The following is a 22,900-nucleotide window of genomic DNA, read 5'->3' on the forward strand; positions in this document are numbered from 1 at the left end:
CAGAAGTGAAACGCCGTAGCGCCGATGGTAGTGTGGGGTCTCCCCATGTGAGAGTAGGGAACTGCCAGGCATCAAATAAAGCGAAAGGCCCAGTCGAAAGACTGGGCCTTTTGTTTTTGTGTTTTGCGGCCAGACACGATGGCATCCCCCGGTGGCGCTGCGCTTACCGGGGCTACAGACCCCGTAGCCCGGAAAAGGTGCGCAGCACCGCCTCCGGGGAAAGCCGCGGTCATAGCAACGTAAACGAAAGGCTCAGCCGGAAGACCGGGCCTTTTGTTTTGGTGTTTTGCGGCCAGACGCGCCGCCATCTTCCCCGGTGGCGCTGCGCTTACCGGGGCTACAGACCCGTAGCCCGGAAAAGGTGCGCAGCACCGCCTCCGGGGAAATCCCACGCCCTATTCCGAAACTTGATACGGAGCGTCTAAAGTCTCCTGTCAGCTGTTATTATCCTCTCAGGATCTTGCTGAAACAGGAAAGGACGCGTGACCATCTTATATATCTCGTTGTATAAAAACCGAATGACCGTACGCAACCTCGATGATAACCGCGAATACAGTGGCAGCGGGGCATTTAGCAATCAACGTCTCCTCGTGGCACAGTTTTTTGCCGCGCATGACGTCTTATATCCCCTGATCCAACAACAAAAAGGCGAAAACTGGCTGGCGCGTTTGCTGAAAAGGAAGCGCTTTCGCATTCTGGTCGATGCCATGGAGTTAAATGAAGGAGGGTTATCACAAGTCGAAGAGCGCGCAATAATGGAAATGGTTGCCAGCGCCGTATCAATGCGTTACCGCCAGCTTGAAGTTCGCTGCAGCAGCCATGTACGCAACGATGTTGAAGTTCGTGCGTTGCTGGCTAATTCCACGTCCTGACGGCTGTTGTCGATATTGAAACTTTCTCACCTTCCGCTTGCAGACTCGACATTTTGTTTATTCCTGGTTATTGTCAGCTATCTGGATGTCTAAACGTTTATACGTATGTAATGAGGTGATACAGCTATGCCAATTCGGGTGCAGGACGAGCTACCGGCCGTCAATTTCTTGCGCGATGAAAACGTCTTCGTGATGACCACATCGCGTGCTACAACTCAGGAAATCCGCCCGCTGAAGGTGTTAATTCTCAATCTGATGCCCAAGAAGATCGAGACGGAGAATCAGTTCCTGCGGCTGCTGTCGAACTCGCCGCTGCAGGTTGATATCCAGCTGCTACGCATCGATGCGCGTGAGTCGCGTAATACGCCGACGGAGCACCTGAATAACTTTTACTGCAATTTCGAAGATATTCGCGAGCAGAACTTCGATGGTCTGATTGTTACCGGTGCGCCGTTGGGGCTGGTCGAGTTTAATGATGTTGCCTACTGGCCGCAGATTAAACAGGTACTGGAGTGGGCTAAGGATCATGTCACGTCAACGCTATTTGTCTGTTGGGCGGTACAGGCGGCACTGAATATTCTGTATGGCATCCCTAAGCAAACTCGTACCGAAAAGATCTCTGGCGTTTATGAACACCATATTTTGCACCCGCATGCGCTGCTGACTCGCGGGTTTGATGACACCTTCCTTGCGCCTCATTCGCGCTATGCCGACTTCCCGGCCGGGCTGATTCGTGACTACACCGACCTCGATATTCTTGCTGAAACCGAAGATGGCGATGCCTATCTGTTCGCCAGCAAAGACAAGCGTATCGCTTTTGTTACCGGTCACCCTGAATACGATCCGCATACTCTGGCAAGTGAATACTTCCGCGATCTGGAGGCAGGTTTAGCGCCACAGCTTCCGGACAACTACTTCCCGAATAACGATCCAAACAATAAACCGCGGGCGACCTGGCGCAGTCATGGCAATCTCCTGTTTGCCAACTGGCTTAACTATTACGTCTACCAAATCACGCCATACGATCTGCGACATATGAATCCCACGCTGGATTAATCTACCAGCGCGTACGATCCTAAAGCGTTTCAGCATCTCGCCTCAGGCACCTTCGGGTGCCTTTTTTATTTCCGAAAATCACTTCCCCTTCTATTTAAACTTTAATTTCTTTGTTATCAAGATGTTGTATAAATTTTAAATTGAAAATGGAAATTGTTTTTGATTTTGGAAAATTCTTGAGTAGTCTTAATTGTGCTGAGCGAAAAGCAGACAACGATCTTTCGTTCGCGCTACCAGGATCAACCAAGAGGAGCTGCACAATGACGCACCAGGCGACAATGACCGATGAACTGGCCTTCAGCCAGCCTTATGGCGAGCAGGAGAAGCAAATTCTGACTGCGGAAGCGGTGGAGTTCCTGGCGGAACTGGTGAGCCGTTTTACGCCTGAGCGTAATCAACTGTTGGCAGCACGCGTTCAGCAACAGCAGGCCATTGATGAGGGTAATCTTCCTGATTTTATTTCGGAAACGGCTTCCATTCGTAATGGTGACTGGAAGATTCGAGGTATTCCGGCCGATTTACAGGACCGCCGCGTAGAAATTACCGGTCCGGTTGAACGCAAGATGGTAATTAACGCCCTGAATGCTAACGTTAAAGTCTTTATGGCTGATTTCGAAGACTCGCTGGCGCCGGATTGGCACAAAGTGATTGATGGCCAAATCAATCTGCGCGATGCGGTCAATGGCACCATCAGCTACACCAACGAAGCGGGGAAAATTTATCAGTTGCAGCCCGATCCGGCGGTTCTGGTCTGCCGCGTTCGCGGCCTGCATCTGCCGGAAAAACACGTTACCTGGCGTGGTGAGGCGATTCCCGGCAGTCTGTTCGATTTTGCGCTCTATTTCTTCCACAACTACCAGGCTCTGCTGGCGAAAGGGAGCGGCCCCTATTTCTATCTGCCGAAAACCCAGGCCTGGCAGGAAGCGGCATGGTGGAGCAAAGTCTTCAGCTTTACCGAGGATCGCTTTGAACTGCCGCGCGGCACCATTAAGGCCACGCTGCTGATTGAAACGCTGCCGGCAGTGTTCCAGATGGATGAAATCCTGCACGCGCTGCGCGACCACATTGTCGGCCTGAACTGCGGGCGCTGGGACTATATCTTCAGTTATATCAAGACGCTGAAAAACCACCCCGATCGTGTCCTGCCGGATCGCCAGGTGGTGACGATGGATAAGCCCTTCCTCAGTGCCTATTCACGCCTGCTGATTAAGACTTGCCATAAGCGCGGCGCCTTCGCGATGGGCGGTATGGCGGCGTTTATCCCGAGCAAAGACGCCGAGCGCAATCGTCAGGTGCTGAATAAAGTCACCGCCGATAAAGAGCTGGAGGCTAACAATGGCCACGATGGCACCTGGATTGCGCATCCGGGACTGGCGGATACGGCAATGGATGTCTTTAACCGCGTACTGGGTGAACATCCTAACCAGCTGTTTGTTACCCGCAATGACGACGCGCCGATTACCGCCGAGCAGTTGCTGGCTCCCTGCGAGGGCGAGCGTACTGAAGCCGGCATGCGCGCCAATATCCGCGTGGCGGTGCAGTACATCGAGGCCTGGATCTCCGGCAACGGCTGCGTACCGATTTACGGCCTGATGGAAGATGCGGCGACGGCTGAGATTTCACGTACCTCTATCTGGCAGTGGATCCATCATCAGAAAACCCTGAACGACGGCACACCGGTTACCAAGGCGCTGTTTCGCCAGTGGCTGGCTGAAGAGCTGATGGTGATTCAGGAAGAGTTGGGGGAACACCGCTTCAGCCACGGTCGCTTTGACGATGCGGCACGGCTGATGGAGCAAATCACCACTTCCGACGAACTGATCGACTTCTTGACGTTGCCAGGTTACCGCCTGCTGGCGTAATTCACCCCATCACAATATGGAGCATCTGCACATGAAAACCCGTACCCAACAAATCGAAGAATTAAACAAAGAGTGGACGAACCCGCGCTGGGAAGGCATTACCCGCCCATACAGCGCGGAAGAGGTGGTGAAGTTACGCGGCTCGGTGAACCCGGAATGCACGCTGGCGCAGCTTGGCGCGGCGAAAATGTGGCGTCTGCTGCATGGTGAAGCGAAAAAGGGTTATATCAACAGCCTTGGCGCGTTAACCGGCGGTCAGGCGCTGCAGCAGGCGAAGGCGGGCATTGAAGCCATCTACTTGTCTGGCTGGCAGGTCGCCGCCGACGCCAACCTGGCCTCCAGTATGTACCCGGATCAATCGTTGTACCCGGCTAACTCGGTTCCGTCGGTGGTTGATCGGATCAATAACACCTTCCGTCGCGCCGATCAGATCCAGTGGGCGGCGGGGATTGAGCCGAACGATCCGCGTTTTATCGACTATTTCCTGCCGATCGTCGCCGATGCGGAAGCCGGTTTTGGCGGCGTGCTGAACGCCTTTGAGCTGATGAAATCGATGATTGCGGCCGGTGCAGCGGCCGTGCATTTCGAAGATCAGCTGGCGTCGGTGAAGAAGTGCGGACATATGGGCGGCAAGGTGCTGGTGCCGACACAAGAGGCGATTCAGAAGCTGGTCGCCGCGCGCCTGGCGGCGGATGTGATGGGCGTGCCGACGCTGCTTATCGCCCGTACCGACGCCGATGCCGCTGACCTGATTACCTCGGATTGCGATCCTTACGATCGCGAGTTTATCTCCGGCGATCGCACCAGCGAAGGTTTTTATCGCACCCATGCCGGAATCGAACAGGCAATCAGCCGCGGCCTGGCCTACGCCCCTTACGCTGACCTGGTATGGTGTGAAACCTCCAAACCGGACATTGAACAGGCGCGTCGTTTTGCCGAGGCGATCCACGCCCGCTTCCCGGGCAAGCTGCTGGCCTATAACTGCTCGCCATCTTTTAACTGGAAGAAAAATCTCGACGATAAAACCATCGCCAGCTTCCAGCAGCAGCTGTCGGATATGGGCTATAAATTCCAGTTCATTACCCTGGCGGGTATTCACAGCATGTGGTTCAACATGTTCGACCTGGCCCACGCCTACGCGCAGGGTGAAGGCATGCGTCACTACGTCGAAAAAGTTCAGCAGCCGGAGTTTGCTGCCGGGCCGGAAGGCTACACCTTCGTGTCGCATCAGCAGGAGGTGGGTACCGGGTACTTCGATAAAGTGACCACCATTATCCAGGGGGGGACCTCGTCGGTAACGGCGCTGACCGGCTCGACCGAAGAATCGCAGTTTTAAGCAATGCCCGGTGGCGCTGTGCTTACCGGGCCTACAAAGGTGTAGGCCGGATAAGCGAACGCGCCATCCGGCATGATGTTGTGCCGGATGGGGGAAAGCGATGACGCGTGGCCTGGAACTACTGATTGCCCAAACCATTTTACAGGGATTCGACGCCCAGTACGGGCGTTTTCTGGAAGTCACTTCCGGCGCACAGCAGCGCTTCGAACAAGCGGACTGGCACGCCGTGCAGCAGGCGATGAAGCAGCGTATCCACCTCTACGATCACCACGTGGGTCTGGTGGTAGAACAGCTGCGCTGTATTACCGAAGGGAAAAGTACCGACGTCGATTTTCTTCTGCGGGTGAAACAGCAGTACACCCAACTTTTGCCGGATTACCCTCGCTTTGAAATTGCGGAGAGCTTTTTCAACTCGGTCTACTGCCGACTGTTTGACCACCGCTCGCTGACCCCCGAGCGGCTCTTTATTTTCAGCTCCCAGCCGGAACGGCGTTTTCGCACGATTTCGCGACCGCTGGCGAAGGACTTTTATCCCGAACGGGGCTGGGAATACCTGATGCATAACCTGCTTGCCGATTTGCCGCTGCGCCTGCCGTGGCAAAACAAAGGGCGTGATATCGGTTATATCGTCAGTCATTTACGCGAAGCGCTTGGCGGCGAGTTGCTGTCGCAGTCGCATCTGCAGGTGGCGAATGAGCTGTTTTACCGTAATAAAGCCGCCTGGCTGGTGGGTAAACTGATTACGCCGATGGCGACGCTGCCGTTCCTGCTGCCGATACATCGTAGCGATGACGGTCAGCTGTTTGTGGATACCTGCCTGACGACCCACGCCGAGGCGAGTATCGTCTTTGGTTTCGCCCGCTCCTATTTCATGGTCTACGCGCCGCTGCCCGCGGCGCTGGTTGAATGGCTGCGCGAGATTCTGCCGGGAAAAACTACCGCCGAGCTATATATGGCGATTGGCTGCCAGAAGCATGCTAAAACGGAAAGTTATCGCGAGTACCTGCACTATGTTACCCGCAGCGATGAGCAGTTTATCGAAGCGCCTGGCATCCGTGGGATGGTGATGTTGGTCTTTACCCTGCCGGGATTCGACCGGGTATTTAAGGTGATTAAAGACCGCTTTGCGCCGCAAAAAGAGATGACCGCCGCCCACGTTCGCGCCTGCTATCAGCTGGTCAAAGAACACGACCGCGTCGGGCGAATGGCGGATACTCAGGAATTTGAAAACTTTGTGCTCGATAAGCGGCAAATTGCGCCCGAGCTGATGACGCTGTTGCAGGCGGAAGCGGGAAATAAGTTGACCGACCTCGGCGATCGCATTGCCATCAGCCATCTTTATATTGAACGACGGATGGTGCCGCTCAATATCTGGCTGGAGCAGGTGGAAGGCCAGGCGCTGCGCGACGCGGTAGAAGAGTATGGTAATGCCATTCGCCAACTGGCGGCCGCCAATATCTTCCCCGGCGACATGCTGTTCAAAAACTTCGGCGTCACGCGCCACGGGCGGGTAGTATTCTACGATTACGATGAAATTTGCTACATGACCGAGGTGAATTTCCGCGATATTCCGCCGCCACGCTATCCGGAAGATGAGCTGGCCAGTGAACCCTGGTATAGCGTGTCCCCTGGCGATGTCTTCCCGGAAGAGTTCCGTCACTGGTTGTGCGCCGATCCGCGGATCGGACCATTACTGGAGGAAATGCACGCCGATTTGCTGCGTGCCGATTACTGGCGCGAATTACAGACGCGAATTAAAAACGGACACGTGGAAGATGTTTATGCTTACCGGCGTAGGCAGCGTTTTAGCGTGCGCTATGGCGCCGACAGTAGGCCGGATAAGGCGTTTACGCCGCCATCCGGCAAGGTGCGCCGATCTGCCTGATGGCGCTACGCTTATCAGGCCTACTAAAAATGCCCCTTTGGGGCATTTTTATTATTTAACCCCGCCGTATGCCAGCGTGACTTCTTTTGCAGCCTTAATAACCAGCGCGCCAAGCTCGGTCACCCGGTCATCGGTCATGCGCGAAATCGGCCCGGAGATGGAGATAGCGGCGAACGGCTCGCGGTGTTCGTCGTAAATGCAGGAGGCGATACAGCGCAGCCCCAGCGCATGTTCTTCATCATCAAATGAATAGCCGCGTTTACGCGTTTGGGCCAAATCCTCTTTCAAATGTACCGGAGAAACCAGGGTGGCGTGGGTGTAAGCGTGCAGCCCTTTCCGATGTAGCAGCGTGGTGACCTCTTCTTCGCTCAACTGCGACAGAAACGCTTTTCCGGCGCCTGACGCGTGCATCGGCAATTTGCCGCCAATCGGCGCCGACATGCGCATCAGCTGCGTACATTGCACCTGGTCAATGATAATCGCCTGATGATCGCTTTTATCCAGCACCGCCAGGTTGACCGTTTCGCCGGAATCTTCCATCAGCTGGCGCAGAATAGGATGGACGATGGCCAGCAGATTGCGGCTTTGCAGGAAGCTGCTGCCGACGACAAACGCATGCGCGCCAATCGCCCAGTGCCCCAGATCGCCGACCTGGCGGACAAAACCGAGCTGCTGCATGGTGGTGAGCAGACGATGGGTCGTGGAGTTAGGCAGTCCCGCCTGCTGCGCCAGTTCGGTGAGCGCGACGCTGCTATGCGATTCAGAAATCCATTCAAGCAGTTTTAAGCCGCGGGTAAGCGACTGCACTTGCCCGCCAGCTTGCGCGGCAGGGGCGGCAGCGGCGGGTTTTCTGCCGCGTTTGGCGGGAACCGGGGTAGCCATGATGAACTCCTTTTTTCTGTATCGTGGAAATGATTTTCGTTTTATTTGGCGATAATGCAATCACAACCAGACTGATCGGAGGAGTGAAGTTGAACTTGTCTCATGTTGCTGCAGGTTTCCTTTTCCGGCAGGTTGGTTTATGCCAGTATGGTTTGTTGGCTTTTTGGTCTGAGTTGAGCGCTGTCGGGAGTCTGTGTGAGTAACAAAGTAGAACAATTACATCAGCAGTTAAGAGAACGCATTCTGGTTCTGGACGGGGGTATGGGCACCATGATCCAGGGCTATCGTCTGAGTGAGCAGGATTTCCGCGGCGAACGCTTTGCCGATTGGCCGTGCGACCTGAAAGGCAATAACGACCTGCTGGTCCTCAGCAAGCCTGAGGTTATTCGCGAGATCCACGACGCCTATTTCGCCGCCGGCGCGGACATTATCGAGACCAATACCTTCAACTCGACAACCATCGCGATGGCGGATTACCAAATGGAATCCCTGTCGGCGGAAATCAACTTTGCCGCCGCAAAGCTGGCCCGCGCCAGCGCCGACGCGTGGACCGCGCGTACGCCGGAAAAACCGCGCTATGTGGCGGGGGTGCTCGGGCCGACCAACCGCACCGCTTCTATTTCTCCGGACGTCAACGATCCGGCATTTCGGAATATCACGTTCGATCAGCTGGTGGCCGCCTATCGTGAATCCACCAAAGCGCTGGTGGAAGGCGGCTCGGATCTCATTCTTATTGAAACGGTCTTTGACACCCTGAACGCCAAAGCGGCGATTTTCGCGGTCAAAGAAGAATTTGAGGCGCTCGGTGTCGAGTTGCCGATTATGATTTCCGGCACTATCACCGATGCCTCCGGACGTACACTGTCCGGGCAGACGACCGAAGCGTTCTATAATTCGCTGCGCCACGCCGATGCCCTGACCTTTGGCCTGAACTGCGCGCTGGGGCCGGATGAGCTGCGCCAGTACGTGCAGGAGCTTTCGCGGATCGCCGAATGCTACGTTACCGCGCACCCGAACGCCGGACTGCCGAACGCCTTCGGCGAATACGATTTGGATGCCGACACCATGGCGGCGCAAATTCGCGAATGGGCGCAGGCTGGTTTCCTTAATATCGTCGGCGGTTGCTGCGGCACCACTCCGGAACATATCGCCGCCATGAGCCGGGCGGTAGAAGGCTTGCCGCCGCGCCAGCTGCCGGTACTGCCGGTCGCCTGCCGTCTGTCTGGCCTGGAGCCGCTGAACATCGGCGATGATAGTCTGTTCGTCAACGTGGGTGAGCGGACCAACGTCACCGGCTCCGCTAAATTTAAGCGCTTAATCAAAGAAGAGAAATACAGCGAAGCGCTGGACGTGGCGCGCCAGCAGGTGGAAAGCGGCGCGCAGATTATCGATATCAATATGGATGAGGGGATGCTCGATGCCGAAGCGGCGATGGTGCGTTTCCTCAACCTGATAGCGGGTGAACCGGATATTGCCCGCGTGCCGATTATGATCGACTCCTCCAAGTGGGAAGTCATCGAAAAAGGGCTCAAGTGCATTCAGGGCAAGGGCATCGTTAACTCGATCTCGATGAAAGAGGGCGTCGAACCCTTTATTCATCACGCTAAGCTGGTTCGCCGCTATGGCGCGGCAATGGTGGTCATGGCCTTTGATGAAGTAGGCCAGGCCGATACCCGCGAGCGCAAAATCGAAATTTGCCGTCGCGCCTACAAAATCCTCACCGAAGAGGTCGGCTTCCCGCCGGAAGATATCATCTTCGACCCCAACATTTTTGCCGTCGCCACCGGTATTGAAGAGCACAACAACTACGCTCAGGACTTTATCGGCGCCTGCGAAGACATCAAACGCGAGCTGCCGCATGCGCTGATTTCCGGCGGCGTCTCCAACGTGTCGTTCTCGTTCCGCGGTAACGATCCGGTACGTGAAGCGATCCACGCCGTCTTCCTCTACTACGCTATCCGCAACGGTATGGATATGGGCATCGTCAATGCCGGCCAGCTGGCGATATACGACGATCTGCCTGGCGAGCTGCGTGACGCGGTTGAAGATGTAATCCTTAACCGCCGCGATGACAGTACCGAAAGATTGCTTGAGCTGGCGGAAAAATATCGCGGCAGCAAAGCGGACGATAGCGCGAACGCTCAGCAGGCGGAATGGCGCAGCTGGGAGGTGAAAAAGCGTCTTGAATACTCGCTGGTCAAAGGGATTACCGAATTTATCGAGCAGGATACGGAAGAGGCGCGCCAGCAGGCCGAACGGCCGATTGAGGTGATTGAAGGGCCGCTGATGGACGGCATGAACGTGGTCGGCGATCTGTTCGGCGAAGGCAAAATGTTCTTGCCGCAGGTGGTAAAATCCGCGCGGGTGATGAAACAGGCGGTGGCCTACCTCGAACCTTACATCGAAGCCAGCAAAGAACAGGGCTCCAGCAACGGTAAGATGGTGATCGCCACCGTGAAGGGCGATGTACACGATATTGGTAAAAACATCGTCGGCGTAGTGCTGCAGTGCAACAACTACGAAATTATCGATCTCGGCGTGATGGTGCCGGCAGAGAAAATCCTGCGTACCGCGCGCGAGGAAAACGCCGATCTGATTGGTCTCTCCGGGCTTATCACGCCGTCGCTGGACGAAATGGTCAACGTGGCGAAAGAGATGGAGCGTCAGGGCTTTACCATTCCGCTGCTGATTGGCGGAGCGACGACCTCGAAAGCCCATACCGCGGTGAAAATCGAACAGAACTACAGTGGCCCGACGGTCTACGTGCAGAACGCCTCGCGTACCGTAGGCGTGGTTTCAGCCCTGCTGTCGGCAACCCAGCGCGATGATTTTGTCGCCCGTACCCGTAAAGAGTATGAAACCGTGCGAATCCAGCACGGGCGTAAAAAGCCGCGCACGCCGCCGGTGACTCTGCAGGCGGCGCGGGAAAACGATCTGGCGTTTGACTGGGAGAGCTACACGCCGCCGGTAGTCCATCGCCTGGGCGTGCAGGAGGTGGAAGCCAGCATCGAAACGCTGCGTAACTACATCGACTGGACGCCGTTCTTTATGACCTGGTCGCTGGCGGGTAAATATCCGCGTATCCTGGAAGATGAAGTGGTGGGTGAAGAGGCGCAACGCCTGTTTAAAGACGCCAACGATTTGCTGGATAAACTCAGCGCCGAAAAAACGCTCAACCCGCGCGGCGTGGTCGGGCTGTTCCCGGCCAACCGCGTTGGCGACGACGTGGAAATCTATCGTGATGAAACCCGCACCCACGTGCTGACGGTCAGCCATCACCTGCGCCAGCAAACTGAAAAAGTCGGCTTCGCGAACTACTGCCTCGCCGATTTTGTCGCGCCGAAGCTAAGCGGTAAAGCGGACTATATCGGGGCTTTCGCGGTAACCGGCGGGCTGGAAGAAGACGCGCTGGCGGAAGCCTATGAAGCGCAGCACGACGACTATAACAAGATCATGGTTAAGGCCATCGCTGACCGTCTGGCGGAAGCCTTCGCCGAGTATCTGCATGAGAAAGTGCGTAAGGTTTACTGGGGCTATGCGGCCAATGAGAACCTCAGCAATGAAGAGCTGATCCGCGAAAATTACCAGGGGATCCGCCCGGCGCCCGGTTATCCGGCCTGCCCGGAACACACCGAGAAAGCGACCATCTGGGAACTGTTGGATGTGGAAGCGCATACCGGCATGAAGCTCACCGAGTCCTTCGCCATGTGGCCTGGCGCATCGGTTTCCGGCTGGTACTTCAGCCATCCTGATAGTAAGTACTTCGCCGTGGCGCAGATTCAGCGCGACCAGGTGGAAGATTACGCCCTGCGTAAAGGGATGACGGCGGCGGAAGTTGAGCGTTGGCTCGCCCCTAACCTCGGCTATGATGCTGACTAACGAAATATGTTTCGTTACAACAAACAAGGCGCTCTTTGAGCGCCTTGTCTCTTTATTGAAGTTAACCCCTTATACTGAAGGGAGGTTTAAACCTCAGGAACACTTATAACGATAAGGAGAAGCTGATTCTGTGTTAACGCTGTTACACCTACTTTCCGCCGTAGCCCTACTGGTGTGGGGTACCCATATTGTGCGCACCGGCGTGATGCGCGTCTTTGGCGCACGCCTGCGTACCGTGCTCAGCAGTAGCGTGGAGAAAAAACCGCTCGCCTTCTGCGCGGGGATTGGCGTCACCGCGCTGGTGCAGAGCAGTAACGCCACCACCATGCTGGTGACGTCGTTTGTGGCCCAGGATCTGGTCGCGCTGGCGCCAGCGCTGGTCATGGTGCTGGGTGCGGATGTGGGGACGGCGCTGATGGCGAGGGTACTGACCTTCGACCTCTCCTGGCTATCGCCGCTGCTGATATTTATCGGCGTTATTTTTTTCCTCGGGCGTAAACAGACGCGCGCGGGTCAGCTTGGGCGGGTGGGTATCGGCCTCGGGCTGATCCTGCTGGCGCTGGAGCTCATCGTCCAGGCGGTGCATCCGATTACCCAGGCCAACGGCGTTCAGGTGATTTTCGCCTCGCTGACCGGCGATATCATGCTGGATGCGCTGATTGGCGCCGTGTTCGCCATTATCAGTTACTCCAGCCTGGCGGCCGTGCTGCTGACCGCAACGTTAACCGGCACCGGGGTGATCTCTTTCCCGGTGGCGCTATGTCTGGTCATCGGCGCTAACCTTGGCTCAGGTCTGCTGGCGATGCTTAACAACAGCGGCGCCAACGCGGCGGCGCGGCGGGTGGCGCTTGGCAGCCTGCTGTTCAAGCTGGTGGGGAGCTTGATAATTTTGCCATTTGTGCACGTACTGGCGGATGTCATGCACAAATTGCCGCTGGAAGAGTCGGAGCTGGTCATCTACTTCCACGTCTTCTACAACCTGATTCGCTGTGTGGCGATGGTGCCGTTCGCCGGGCCGATGGCGAATCTGTGTAAACGCCTGATCCGCGATGAGCCGGAGCTGGATAACCATCTCAAGCCGAAGCATCTGGATCCCTCGGCTTTGGATACGCCGGCATTGGCGTTGGCCAATGCCGCGCGTGAAACCCTACGTATCGGCGACGCCATGGAGCAGATGCTGGAAAGCCTGCGCAAGGTGATGCACGGCGAGCCGCGCGAAGAGAAAGAGCTGCGGCGGATGGCGGACGATATCAACGTGCTGTATACGGCGATTAAGCTTTATCTGGCGCGGATGCCGAAGGACGAGCTGGCGGAAGAGGAGTCTCGCCGCTGGGCGGAAATTATCGAGATGTCGCTCAACCTGGAGCAGGCGTCTGACATCGTCGAGCGAATGGGCAGCGAGATCGCCGATAAATCACTGGCGGCGCGGCGCGCATTTTCCGTCGAGGGGCTAAAAGAGCTGGATGCGTTATACGAGCTACTGCTTAGTAACCTGCAGCTGGCAATGTCGGTCTTCTTTTCCGGCGACGTGCCGAGCGCCCGTCGGTTGCGCCGCAGTAAGCACCGTTTTCGTATTCTTAACCGCCGTTACTCGCACGCGCATGTTGACCGCCTGCATCAGCAAAACGTGCAGAGTATTGAAACCAGTACGTTGCATCTGGCGCTGCTGGGCGATATGAAGCGTCTGAACTCGCTGTTCTGCGCTGTTGCCTATAGCGTGATGGAGCAGCCGGATGAAGACGACGAGCGGGATGATTATTAGCGGGATTTACGCAGGGTAGCCCGGATAAGGCGCAACACGCCGCTATCCGGGTAATGTTCGCCAAACCAGCCTAGAAACGGTGTCCCGCGGCCAGGGTTACCGCTTCTTCTCCCGCTTTGAACAACAGCGTCGGGTTCGGGCCGCCGAGCGTGGCGTGTCCGTCGCTGACCTGAATCCAGTTCCCCTCCGGCAGGCCAATCACCGTTAATTCCGGCGCCACGACCAGCAATTCGCGAATACGTTGCTCGCGGGTCTCACCCTGATGCCCGGTCGGCAGCGCGTTGGTGAAGTGCGGGTTAATCTGCAGCGGGAACAGCCCTAACGCGTCAAACCCCTGAGGATCGACAATTGGCATATCGTTGGTGGTGCGAATGGTCGGGCAGGCGAGGTTAGATCCCGCGCTCCAGCCGATATACAACGCTCCGCGCTTGACGACATCGACAATCGGCGCCAGCAGCCCGCGGCTGCGACACTCTTTCAGAAGCTGGAAGGTGTTCCCGCCGCCGACGATAACTATCTCGGTGTTTTCAATGGCGGCGATAGGGTCGGCGACGCTGTGAATACCGGTCACGCTGACGCCCATAGGCGCCATGACTGCGGCAGCTTTGGCGGTGTAATCATCCCAGCTTTGCGTCACCCCGGCGAAGGGAATAAATACCGCCGAACGGCGGCCTTTGACCTGGCCGGCAATCAGCGGCAGCGCATGTTCCATCCAGGCTTTGCCCGGTAGCGTTGAGTTACTCAGTAACAGCAGTTCCATCTTTTCATCCTGTGTAAACATGTCATTTGACGCCGATTCTATCATTGGCCCGGCGTCGGGGCGCTGATATGGCTCACGGTGCAGATAAGCTGAATGCTATCATCGGGGCCGAAAGCGCAGATGCTAGCCACCCCGGAGACGACCTATGAACAATGAAATACCGCTGAAATATTATGACATCGTGGATGAGTACTCGACGGAGTGCGCAGAAGCGGTAAAAGATTCCGAGCGCGATTGTCTGGCGCATTACTTCCAGCTGCTGATTACGCGCTTAATGAATAACGAGGAGATCAGCGAGGAAGCGCAGCAGGAGATGGCCCGTGAAGCAGGCATTGCCGAACAGCGTATCGACGATATCGCCAATTTCCTCAATCAATGGGGTAATGAATAACGCTATCCCTGTTTTTTATCGCCAGTAAGGTGAGGTATATTTCGCTGTCAAAGGAGAAACTATGCTGACCGACTCATCTACTCGATTAAATAAATACATCAGCGAAAGCGGGATTTGCTCGCGTCGCGAAGCGGACCGCTTTATTGAACAAGGCAACGTCTTTATCAACGGTAAGCGCGCCGCCATTGGCGATCAGGTGAAGCCGGGCGATGTGGTGAAAGTCAACGGTCAGCTGATTGAGCCGCGAGAAGCCGATGATTTGGTGCTGATTGCGCTGAATAAGCCAGTAGGTATTGTCAGCACTACCGAAGATGGCGAGCGCGATAATATCGTCGACTTCGTGAACCACAGTAAACGTGTGTTCCCGATTGGCCGTCTCGATAAAGACTCCCAGGGGTTAATTTTCCTGACCAACCATGGCGATCTGGTCAACAAAATCCTGCGCGCCGGCAACGACCACGAAAAAGAGTATCTGGTCACCGTCGATAAGCCGGTTACCGATGAGTTTATTCGTGGCATGGGCGCGGGGGTGCCGATTCTTGGTACCGTGACCAAGAAATGTAAGGTCAAGAAAGAAGCGCCGTTCGTGTTCCGCATTACGCTGGTTCAGGGGTTAAACCGTCAGATCCGCCGCATGTGCGAGCATTTCGGCTATGAAGTCACGAAGCTGGAGCGGACGCGCATTATGAACGTTAGCCTGACGGGCATTCCCCTGGGTGAGTGGCGCGATTTAACCGATGATGAGCTGATCGACCTGTTCAAGCTGATTGAAAACTCCTCTTCCGAAGCGAAGCCAAAAGCTAAACCGAAGGCCAAAGCGGCGACCGCCGGGATCAAACGCCCGGTGGTGAAGATGGAAAAAACCAACGATAAAGGAGGCCGCCCGGCCTCGAACGGTAAACGTTTCGCTCAGCCGGGACGTAAAAAGAAAGGCCGCTAACGCCTGCCGCGGGTCGGCGTATTCGCCGACCACGAAAATGTCGCCTCTTTGTCTACTTTGTAAGCCTGCTGTTTTTTCGCCTGGCGGGCTTTCTTCGCTTCCGCTTCGCGCAGCGCCATCAGCTTATCGATATATTCCTTTTTTACGCTGTTCGTTTCCGCATTGCTCAGCGGGCGGCCGTGCGCGATACGCGCGCGGTCCAACAGCGTTTTCAATTCGCGCTGTTCGCGCTCGGTCATCTCTTTTTGTGTAATGCGGGGGAGTGCCATGGTGGTGCCCTCAATCAGACCAGAGAACCCAGTGTACGGCAATAGGTGAATTACCGATAGCTTACCCTTGCGAGAATGCAAAGGAAGGGAAGACACGTCCGGGCATTTTCCCGGACGTATACGATTAGCGCTGGTTGCCTTTTTTGGTCGTCGGCTTACCGGACCAGTAACCCGCCAGCAGCGAGCCGGAAAGGTTATGCCATACCGAGAACAGCGCGCCGGGCAGGGCGGCCAGCGGGCCGAAGTAGATTTTCCCGAGGGCCGCGGCGAGGCCGGAGTTTTGCATACCCACTTCGATCGCCAGGGTGCGGCAGGTGGATTCATCAAAACCGAACAGGCGCCCGCCCCAGTAGCCGCCGAGCAGGCCGATGGCGTTATGCAGAATGACCGCCACGATGACTACCAGGCCAACCGAGGCGATATGCGATGCGGAACCGGCGACCACGGCGCTGATAATCGCCAGGATGCACAGCATGGAGAAGGCGGGAAGGAAGGGTTCCACCGCCTTTACCACTTTTGGCAACAGGTGATGGACAATCAGACCGAGGCCGATTGGGATCACCACGATTTGCAGGATGCTTAGCAGCATGCCCATCACATCGACCTGAATGTGCGCATCAACGTACAGGCGCGTCAGCAGCGGCGTGGCAACCACGCCAACCAGCGTAGAAACGGAAGAGATGGTTACCGACAGCGCGACATCGCCTTTCGCCAGGTAGATCATGACGTTGGATGCCGTGCCGCTGGCGACGCTGCCGACCAGCACCATCCCGGCGGAGAGTTCTGGCGGCATGTGGAACAGCAGCGCCAGTAGCCAGGCGGCGAGCGGCATCACCAGGTAATGCAGAAAAATTCCCGCAGCGACCGGCGCCGGACGTGACAGCACGCGCTTAAAATCGTCCAGCTTCAAATGGACGCCCATGCCGAACATAATCAGCATCAGCAGTGTGGTGACCCACGGGCCGATAGGGGTAAAAGTGGTTGGCGTGTAATAAGCCAGGACGGAGAGCAGCAGCGCCCATAAGGGGAACAGCCGCGTAAGCGTGGCGAGCATAGTGTATTCCTTGCGACAGTGTTTGTTGTGTTGATGTTGTTATAAAAAAGCCGGGTTCGAGCCCGGCTATAGGTATTTTTTATCGCGCAAAAGAATATTATTCAAACAAATTATGATGCAGCTTCTGCACCACTTTCTCCGCATCGTCGCCCGGTACCAGGAAGCACAGATTGTGGCTGGATGCGCCGTAACAGATCATGCGGATATTGAACGGTTCCAGTACGCCAAACACCTCTTTACCGACGCCGCAGGCTTTCGACAGCTCGTTGCCGATCAGGGCGACCAGCGCCAGATTCTCTTCCACTTCGACGCGGCACAGCGAAGAGAGCTCGGTCAGCAGCGCCTGGGTGAGCAGGGTATCGCCAGCGGAGGTAGAACCGGTGGTGTCCATGGTCAGCGCAATGCTCACTTCCGAGGTGGTGATCAGATCGACGGAAATATTATGCCGCGCCAGAATACCGAACACTTCAGCAAGGAAGCCGCGGGAGTGCAGCATATGCAGGCTGTGCAGGGTCAGTAGCGTCTGACGACGACGCAGCGCCAGCGCGCGGAACAGCGGTGGATTTTCGGTTTTATGACAGACCAGCGTGCCGCCGGCTTTAGGTTCTTTACTGGAACCGACGAATACCGGAATATCGCTGCGTACGGCCGGCAGCAGGGTGGCCGGATGCAATACCTTGGCCCCGAACGTGGCCATCTCCGCGGCTTCAGCGAAAGCGATCACATCGATGCGTTTCGCCGCGGGCGCGACGCGCGGGTCGGTTGTGTAGATCCCTGGGACATCGGTCCAGATATCCACACGGCTGGCGTTTAAGGCCTCGCCGAGCAGCGCAGCGGTATAGTCGCTGCCGCCGCGACCAAGGGTAGTGGTGCGTCCTTTGGCTTCGCTGCCGATAAAGCCCTGGGTAATAACCAGGCCTTCTTGCAGGCGCGGCGCCAGTTGTTGTTGCGTTAGCTCCGCCAGCGCGGCGATATCCGGTTCGGCACGGCCGAAACGATCGTTGGTGCGCATCACTTTACGTACGTCGAACCACTGCGCCGCAATACCGCGTTCGCGCAGGATCTCAACGAACAGTAAGGTGGACATCAGTTCGCCGTGGCTCACCAGTTCATCGGTCAAGGCTTCCGAGCTGGCCAGCGAGGCGGCTTCCGCCAGGGTAGTAATGTTTTCCAGCAGACGTTCAATTTCTTCACGAATAACGTTGGGATAACGTAAACGCTCCAGAATATTGAACTGGATTTGGCGCATTTCATCGAGCTTAGCGAAACGTTCGGTGGGTTCCAGCCCTGCCGCTAAAGCAACTAAGATATTGGTAACGCCAGCCGATGCGGATAACACCACTACGCGGGTATTCGCATCCAGCAGCGCGACGTCGACGCTACGGTTCATCGCGTCGAAATCGGCCACGCTGGTGCCGCCGAACTTAGCAACAACTAAATCTGTCATAACAACCTCGTGTCAGGGGGCCTGACTTATTAAAACGATTCCTGAACAACCGCTCCTGGTTCGGGCTGGAAATAACCGGAGCGCTACAAAATGTCTTAATAAGCCAGGCCAAATTAACTCAGCCATGGCACAAGGGAAGAGCGAAAAGTAGGGTGGGCGCAGAGCGATAAACAAACTACGATGTCACCCAGAAGTGCTCCACCTTGTAGACCCGTTCGCCGATGACGCGCATCGGTTCGCGAGTATGAAACGCCCGACTGCGAACGTTTCTGGTGACAACCCAGGGGATTCAGCCCCTGTGGCCGGCGACAGACTTAACCAGATGCCTGTGCGCCTCGGCGTTGCTCCCCCTCACGTATTTTCCCCGGACTGGTTCCTCCAATACGGTTACCTGGGCAACGCACCTCTTCTGGCAATTACTGACGTCTTTCACTATGCCTGGGGGGAGACTGGTCATTATACCCCCCAGCGATACTCTTCGCTGTAGCGTGAAATGCGCGAGCAATACATACCTACGGTTCCGTAGGCAGTTCAGCTATATAAAGGCTTCCGGACGGGTATGTCAACGACAGGGTTATGCGGATTTTTCATGCATCGGCGGATAACAGAAAAAAGCCTAATGATCGCTATAATATGGGAGCTCTTTACCCTATTTCTGACCCCCGTCAACGGCATAACACAAAAATCATCACAATTTTCCGCCGCTGAGGCTACAATCGACCGAAGTCACATTTTTCAAATCAGAAGAGTATTGCTAATGAAAAATATCAACCCAACGCAGACCGCTGCATGGCAGGCATTACAGAAACACTTCGATGAAATGAAAGACGTCACTATCAGCGAGCTTTTCGCCAAAGATAGCGATCGTTTCTCTAAATTCTCCGCCACTTTTGACGATCTGATGCTGGTGGACTTCTCCAAAAACCGCATCACTGAAGAGACGCTGTCTAAGCTGCAGGATCTGGCGAAAGAGACCGATCTGGCCGGCGCTATCAAGTCGATGTTCTCCGGTGAAAAAATTAACCGTACCGAAGACCGCGCGGTACTGCACGTCGCACTGCGCAACCGCAGCAATACGCCAATTGTGGTTGACGGCAAAGATGTGATGCCGGAAGTCAACGCTGTACTGGAGAAGATGAAAGCCTTTTCAGAAGCGATTATCTCTGGTAGCTGGAAAGGCTATACCGGCAAACCGATCACCGACGTGGTGAACATCGGTATTGGTGGTTCAGATCTCGGCCCGTTCATGGTGACCGAAGCGCTGCGCCCGTATAAAAACCACCTCAACATGCACTTCGTTTCTAACGTTGATGGCACCCATATCGCCGAAGTGCTGAAAGCGGTGAATCCGGAAACCACGCTGTTCCTGGTGGCTTCTAAAACCTTCACCACTCAGGAAACCATGACCAACGCCCACAGCGCGCGTGACTGGTTCCTGGCGACCGCGGGCGACGAGAAACACGTGGCGAAACACTTCGCGGCGCTCTCCACCAACGGTAAAGCGGTTGGCGAGTTCGGTATCGATACGGCTAACATGTTTGAGTTCTGGGACTGGGTCGGCGGTCGTTACTCCCTGTGGTCCGCCATCGGTCTGTCTATCATTCTGTCCGTCGGCTTCGACAACTTCGTTCAGCTGCTGTCCGGCGCCCACGCCATGGACAAACACTTCTCTACCACGCCGGCTGAGAAAAACCTGCCGGTACTGCTGGCGCTGATTGGTATCTGGTACAACAATTTCTTCGGCGCCGAAACCGAAGCAATTCTGCCGTACGATCAGTACATGCATCGCTTTGCCGCTTACTTCCAGCAGGGCAACATGGAATCCAACGGTAAGTACGTTGACCGTAACGGCAACGTCGTGGATTACCAGACTGGCCCTATCATCTGGGGCGAGCCGGGGACTAACGGTCAGCACGCGTTCTATCAGCTGATCCACCAGGGCACCAAAATGGTACCGTGCGATTTCATCGCCCCGGCTATCACCCATAACCCGCTGTCTGACCACCATCAGAAACTGCTGTCTAACTTCTTCGCTCAGACCGAAGCGCTGGCCTTTGGTAAATCCCGCGAAGTGGTTGAGCAGGAATATCGCGATCAGGGTAAAGATCCGGCTCAGCTTGAGCACGTGGTGCCGTTCAAAGTGTTCGAAGGCAACCGTCCGACCAACTCCATCCTGCTGCGTGAAATTACCCCGTTCAGCCTGGGCGCATTGATTGCGCTGTATGAGCACAAAATCTTCACCCAGGGCGCGATCCTCAACATCTTCACCTTCGATCAGTGGGGCGTTGAGCTGGGTAAACAGCTGGCTAACCGTATCCTGCCGGAACTGAAAGATGGCGCGGACGTCAGCAGCCACGACAGCTCTACCAACGGCCTGATTAACCGTTATAAAGCCTGGCGCGCATAAGCGCTGCGCAATTAAACCTTAATGCCGACCCTCGGGTCGGCATTTTTATTTATAGTCGCCGCAGCAGCCTCGCCGGGTTGCCCGCCCAAACGCCTTTCTCGGTGATGGATTTTGTCACCACGCTCCCGGCGCCGATGACCACGCCATCGCAGATACTCACCGCCAGAATGGTGGCGCCGCTGCCGATAGACACGTCATTGCCGATTTCAATGCGCCCCCAACTGTCGCGGTCGGCATTCGGTTTGCCATCGCGGAACATATCGTTAGCGAACATCACGCCGTGGCCGATAAAACAGCGTTGGCCGATGGTGACGTACTCGCAGATAAAACTGTGGGACTGGATTTTGCTGTCCGCACCGATGCGCGTGTGCCCCTGAATCTCGACGAACGGCCCGACAAAGACGTTATCGTCAAGCTGGCAATCATAAAGGTTGGCGGGCTGGTATATGACCACGTTTTCGCCGCAAATGACGTTGCGAACGCCAGTATCGCGAAGCGTAAAAGGGGGAATATTTGGCTTATTCGACATGCTGCGTTCCTCGTTCAGATCTCATCGTATAGTGCCTGCAAAATGAGCAAGGAGGAACGGCGAAAAACGGTGGGAAGGAGGCTGGAGGTTTTCCCCCAGCCAGGAGATTAACGAGCGAAGGCGATGGCTTCGATTTCGACGCCGGCGTCTTTCGGCAGTCTTGCGACCTCCACGCAGGAGCGCGCCGGAAAGGCGGCCTGATGTTCGGTAAAGAAGGCCTCATAGGCGGCGTTGATGGCGGCAAAATCCTGCAGGTCTTTGACAAACACCGTGGTTTTAACAATCTGCCCGACCGTGAGTCCGGCTGCTTCAACGATGGCTTTCACATTTTCCAGCGATTGCCGCGCCTGTTCGGCGATATCGCTGGGCATGGTGCCGTCCAGCGGATTAATCGGCAGCTGACCGGAGGTGATGGTCATCGCGCCGAGATTGACGCCCTGCACGTACGGGCCGATAGCGGCAGGCGCGTCAGCGGTGGTAATAATCATACGGGTTATCCTTCAAACGGTTACATAAAGTAATTCAACAACACCAGCGAGCCGACGCCGCTCACCACCACCCACACCAGGCCTAAACGGAAGCTGGCGAGCGTGCAGATAATGGCGGCGATCACCTTCGGATTCTTTAAGTCGAACTCCATGCTGGAATTCACGCTAAGGATCTGAATGGTGATAATGGCCGGCAGGACGGTGACCGGGACGAAGCGCAGCGTTTTGGTCACCCGCTCGGACATCTGGATTTTTCCGGCCAGGCCGATAAACGAAAATCGGATCAGGAAGGTCACGGCGGCCATACCCAAAGTCAGGGCGATAAAGTAGCTATTATTCATGTTCCAGCGCCTCCACGAACGGCATGTCGGATTCGGCCATCGCTGCCTGTTTACGTTCTTCAGCCAGGTCGACGCACAGCCCGGCGAGCACGCCAAGTACTGAGGCGACGACAATACCCAGGGAGTAGGGCAGGATGACCAACAGCACGCCGGAGACGGCGGCCACCACGGCGGCGACGGTACAGGCCTGGCTTTTTATTTGCGGCACCACGATGGCGATAAAGGCGGCGACCATGGCGAAATCCAGACCATACTTTTCAATATTCGGGAATGAGGCGCCGACCAGCGCGCCGAGGAAATCGGCCAGTACCCAAATCGCCCAGAAGGTGATCATCGCCGAGCCATAAAACAGATACTTATCCTGCTTATTGCCCTCCATCTCTTTGACGGTGGTGGCGTACACTTCATCGGTCAGCGCGTAGGACATAAAGCATTTTTTAAAGAACGATGCTTCACGGACGGTACCGGAAATAGAGGCGCTGTACAGTACGTGACGTAGGTTAATTATTAATGTGGTGAATATAATAACCCCGAGCGTGGCGCCGGTTTTAAGCATATTTAATGCCAGCATTTGCGCCGAACCGGCAATAACAATCGCCGACCACGCCGTACTCTGCCAGACGCTCATTCCGGCGCTGACGCTTAATGCGCCGACAATAAATGAAAATGGAAAGTCGCCGATGCACAGCGGCATAATGGCGCTGGCGCCGCGTAAGATGACTTTTTTATTCATCTGCTAT

The 22,900-nt window shown here is 55.9% G+C and carries 19 protein-coding genes and 1 riboswitch; of the genes, 10 read left to right on the forward strand and 9 right to left on the reverse strand.

Features of this window, described 5'->3' with window-relative positions:
- Positions 1-482 precede the first annotated feature (482 nt).
- The 5 genes from AC2CGP_RS19230 (at position 483) to aceK (ending at position 7,011) form a co-directional block, all read left to right on the forward strand.
- Positions 483-872: a YjaA family stress response protein gene (locus AC2CGP_RS19230; protein ID WP_032715425.1), complete on the forward strand. Its 390-nt coding sequence runs from the start codon at positions 483-485 to the stop codon at positions 870-872.
- Between the two features lie 126 nt (positions 873-998).
- Positions 999-1,928 (forward strand): homoserine O-acetyltransferase MetA, encoded by a 930-nt coding sequence (metA, locus tag AC2CGP_RS19235; RefSeq protein ID WP_015368802.1) that lies wholly within the window; start codon positions 999-1,001, stop codon positions 1,926-1,928.
- 260 nt (positions 1,929-2,188) lie between these two features.
- Positions 2,189-3,790, forward strand: coding sequence for a malate synthase A (aceB, locus tag AC2CGP_RS19240; RefSeq protein WP_032715427.1), 1,602 nt, complete (start codon positions 2,189-2,191; stop codon positions 3,788-3,790).
- Positions 3,791-3,821: 31 nt separating this feature from the next.
- Positions 3,822-5,126, forward strand: coding sequence for an isocitrate lyase (gene aceA / locus AC2CGP_RS19245; protein ID WP_015368800.1), 1,305 nt, complete (start codon positions 3,822-3,824; stop codon positions 5,124-5,126).
- A 100-nt stretch (positions 5,127-5,226) separates the two neighbouring features.
- Positions 5,227-7,011, forward strand: a complete 1,785-nt coding sequence (gene aceK, locus AC2CGP_RS19250) for a bifunctional isocitrate dehydrogenase kinase/phosphatase (protein ID WP_015704022.1) — start codon at positions 5,227-5,229, stop codon at positions 7,009-7,011.
- A 51-nt stretch (positions 7,012-7,062) separates the two neighbouring features.
- Here the strand turns inward: aceK and iclR are convergent, their stop codons facing one another.
- Positions 7,063-7,893, reverse strand: a complete 831-nt coding sequence (gene iclR / locus AC2CGP_RS19255; protein ID WP_015368798.1) for a glyoxylate bypass operon transcriptional repressor IclR — start codon at positions 7,891-7,893, stop codon at positions 7,063-7,065.
- A gap of 195 nt (positions 7,894-8,088) precedes the next feature.
- On the opposite strand from iclR, the gene metH reads away from it, so the two are divergent.
- Both metH and AC2CGP_RS19265 read left to right on the forward strand, forming a co-directional pair.
- On the forward strand, positions 8,089-11,772 hold the full coding sequence (metH, locus tag AC2CGP_RS19260; RefSeq protein ID WP_015368797.1) for a methionine synthase: 3,684 nt from the start codon (positions 8,089-8,091) through the stop codon (positions 11,770-11,772).
- Positions 11,773-11,902: 130 nt separating this feature from the next.
- Positions 11,903-13,534: a Na/Pi cotransporter family protein gene (locus AC2CGP_RS19265; RefSeq protein ID WP_015368796.1), complete on the forward strand. Its 1,632-nt coding sequence runs from the start codon at positions 11,903-11,905 to the stop codon at positions 13,532-13,534.
- Positions 13,535-13,604: 70 nt separating this feature from the next.
- Here the strand turns inward: AC2CGP_RS19265 and pepE are convergent, their stop codons facing one another.
- Positions 13,605-14,294, reverse strand: coding sequence for a dipeptidase PepE (gene pepE, locus AC2CGP_RS19270; protein ID WP_484502443.1), 690 nt, complete (start codon positions 14,292-14,294; stop codon positions 13,605-13,607).
- A gap of 145 nt (positions 14,295-14,439) precedes the next feature.
- Between pepE and AC2CGP_RS19275 the strand changes: the two genes are divergently transcribed.
- Both AC2CGP_RS19275 and rluF read left to right on the forward strand, forming a co-directional pair.
- Entirely contained in the window at positions 14,440-14,685 is a 246-nt protein-coding gene (locus AC2CGP_RS19275; protein WP_015368794.1) for a YmjA family protein, read from the forward strand.
- Between the two features lie 61 nt (positions 14,686-14,746).
- Positions 14,747-15,625 (forward strand): 23S rRNA pseudouridine(2604) synthase RluF, encoded by an 879-nt coding sequence (rluF, locus tag AC2CGP_RS19280; protein WP_015368793.1) that lies wholly within the window; start codon positions 14,747-14,749, stop codon positions 15,623-15,625.
- On the opposite strand, the gene AC2CGP_RS19285 is transcribed toward rluF, so the two are convergent.
- From AC2CGP_RS19285 to lysC, 3 genes are all read right to left on the reverse strand, one after another.
- A complete protein-coding gene (locus AC2CGP_RS19285; protein ID WP_020079883.1) occupies positions 15,622-15,894 on the reverse strand; it encodes a YjbD family protein in 273 nt (90 codons plus the stop codon). The genes rluF and AC2CGP_RS19285 overlap by 4 nt on opposite strands.
- Before the next feature lie 124 nt (positions 15,895-16,018).
- On the reverse strand, positions 16,019-16,948 hold the full coding sequence (gene panS, locus AC2CGP_RS19290) for a ketopantoate/pantoate/pantothenate transporter PanS (RefSeq protein WP_020079882.1): 930 nt from the start codon (positions 16,946-16,948) through the stop codon (positions 16,019-16,021).
- 97 nt (positions 16,949-17,045) lie between these two features.
- Complete coding sequence (gene lysC / locus AC2CGP_RS19295) at positions 17,046-18,395, reverse strand: lysine-sensitive aspartokinase 3 (protein ID WP_015704032.1); 1,350 nt, start codon at positions 18,393-18,395, stop codon at positions 17,046-17,048.
- A gap of 183 nt (positions 18,396-18,578) precedes the next feature.
- Positions 18,579-18,812, reverse strand: a riboswitch (Lysine riboswitch).
- Positions 18,813-19,152: 340 nt separating this feature from the next.
- Here lysC and pgi point away from each other — a divergent pair.
- Positions 19,153-20,802, forward strand: coding sequence for a glucose-6-phosphate isomerase (pgi, locus tag AC2CGP_RS19300; protein WP_020079879.1), 1,650 nt, complete (start codon positions 19,153-19,155; stop codon positions 20,800-20,802).
- 49 nt (positions 20,803-20,851) lie between these two features.
- Here the strand turns inward: pgi and AC2CGP_RS19305 are convergent, their stop codons facing one another.
- The 4 genes from AC2CGP_RS19305 to AC2CGP_RS19320 form a co-directional block, all read right to left on the reverse strand.
- Positions 20,852-21,331 carry an acyltransferase gene (locus AC2CGP_RS19305; RefSeq protein ID WP_101739690.1) on the reverse strand — a complete coding sequence of 160 codons (480 nt, stop codon included), beginning with the start codon at positions 21,329-21,331 and terminating at the stop codon, positions 20,852-20,854.
- A 107-nt stretch (positions 21,332-21,438) separates the two neighbouring features.
- The gene (locus AC2CGP_RS19310) at positions 21,439-21,819 is read right to left on the reverse strand and encodes a Rid family detoxifying hydrolase (RefSeq protein WP_045367741.1); all 381 of its coding nucleotides are present in this window, start codon (positions 21,817-21,819) and stop codon (positions 21,439-21,441) included.
- A 20-nt stretch (positions 21,820-21,839) separates the two neighbouring features.
- Positions 21,840-22,160, reverse strand: a complete 321-nt coding sequence (locus tag AC2CGP_RS19315; protein WP_015368778.1) for an AzlD domain-containing protein — start codon at positions 22,158-22,160, stop codon at positions 21,840-21,842.
- Positions 22,153-22,893, reverse strand: coding sequence for an AzlC family ABC transporter permease (locus AC2CGP_RS19320; protein WP_045367743.1), 741 nt, complete (start codon positions 22,891-22,893; stop codon positions 22,153-22,155). Before AC2CGP_RS19320 ends, AC2CGP_RS19315 begins: the two co-directional genes overlap by 8 nt.
- Positions 22,894-22,900: the final 7 nt, after the last annotated feature.

Source organism: Klebsiella sp. SYXHC3 (assembly GCF_057196925.1).

What these genes read in the sequence shown, in the direction of transcription:
- AC2CGP_RS19315 (WP_015368778.1), bottom strand. Translation starts at nt 22,160, where the DNA reads ATGAATAATAGCTACTTTATCGCCCTGACTTTGGGTATGGCCGCCGTG.
- iclR (WP_015368798.1), bottom strand. Translation starts at nt 7,893, where the DNA reads ATGGCTACCCCGGTTCCCGCCAAACGCGGCAGAAAACCCGCCGCTGCC.
- panS (WP_020079882.1), bottom strand. Translation starts at nt 16,948, where the DNA reads ATGCTCGCCACGCTTACGCGGCTGTTCCCCTTATGGGCGCTGCTGCTC.
- aceK (WP_015704022.1), top strand. Translation starts at nt 5,227, where the DNA reads ATGACGCGTGGCCTGGAACTACTGATTGCCCAAACCATTTTACAGGGA.
- AC2CGP_RS19275 (WP_015368794.1), top strand. Translation starts at nt 14,440, where the DNA reads ATGAACAATGAAATACCGCTGAAATATTATGACATCGTGGATGAGTAC.
- AC2CGP_RS19305 (WP_101739690.1), bottom strand. Translation starts at nt 21,331, where the DNA reads ATGTCGAATAAGCCAAATATTCCCCCTTTTACGCTTCGCGATACTGGC.
- rluF (WP_015368793.1), top strand. Translation starts at nt 14,747, where the DNA reads ATGCTGACCGACTCATCTACTCGATTAAATAAATACATCAGCGAAAGC.
- pepE (WP_484502443.1), bottom strand. Translation starts at nt 14,294, where the DNA reads ATGGAACTGCTGTTACTGAGTAACTCAACGCTACCGGGCAAAGCCTGG.
- metA (WP_015368802.1), top strand. Translation starts at nt 999, where the DNA reads ATGCCAATTCGGGTGCAGGACGAGCTACCGGCCGTCAATTTCTTGCGC.
- AC2CGP_RS19310 (WP_045367741.1), bottom strand. Translation starts at nt 21,819, where the DNA reads ATGATTATTACCACCGCTGACGCGCCTGCCGCTATCGGCCCGTACGTG.
- aceA (WP_015368800.1), top strand. Translation starts at nt 3,822, where the DNA reads ATGAAAACCCGTACCCAACAAATCGAAGAATTAAACAAAGAGTGGACG.
- aceB (WP_032715427.1), top strand. Translation starts at nt 2,189, where the DNA reads ATGACGCACCAGGCGACAATGACCGATGAACTGGCCTTCAGCCAGCCT.
- lysC (WP_015704032.1), bottom strand. Translation starts at nt 18,395, where the DNA reads ATGACAGATTTAGTTGTTGCTAAGTTCGGCGGCACCAGCGTGGCCGAT.
- pgi (WP_020079879.1), top strand. Translation starts at nt 19,153, where the DNA reads ATGAAAAATATCAACCCAACGCAGACCGCTGCATGGCAGGCATTACAG.
- AC2CGP_RS19285 (WP_020079883.1), bottom strand. Translation starts at nt 15,894, where the DNA reads ATGGCACTCCCCCGCATTACACAAAAAGAGATGACCGAGCGCGAACAG.
- AC2CGP_RS19320 (WP_045367743.1), bottom strand. Translation starts at nt 22,893, where the DNA reads ATGAATAAAAAAGTCATCTTACGCGGCGCCAGCGCCATTATGCCGCTG.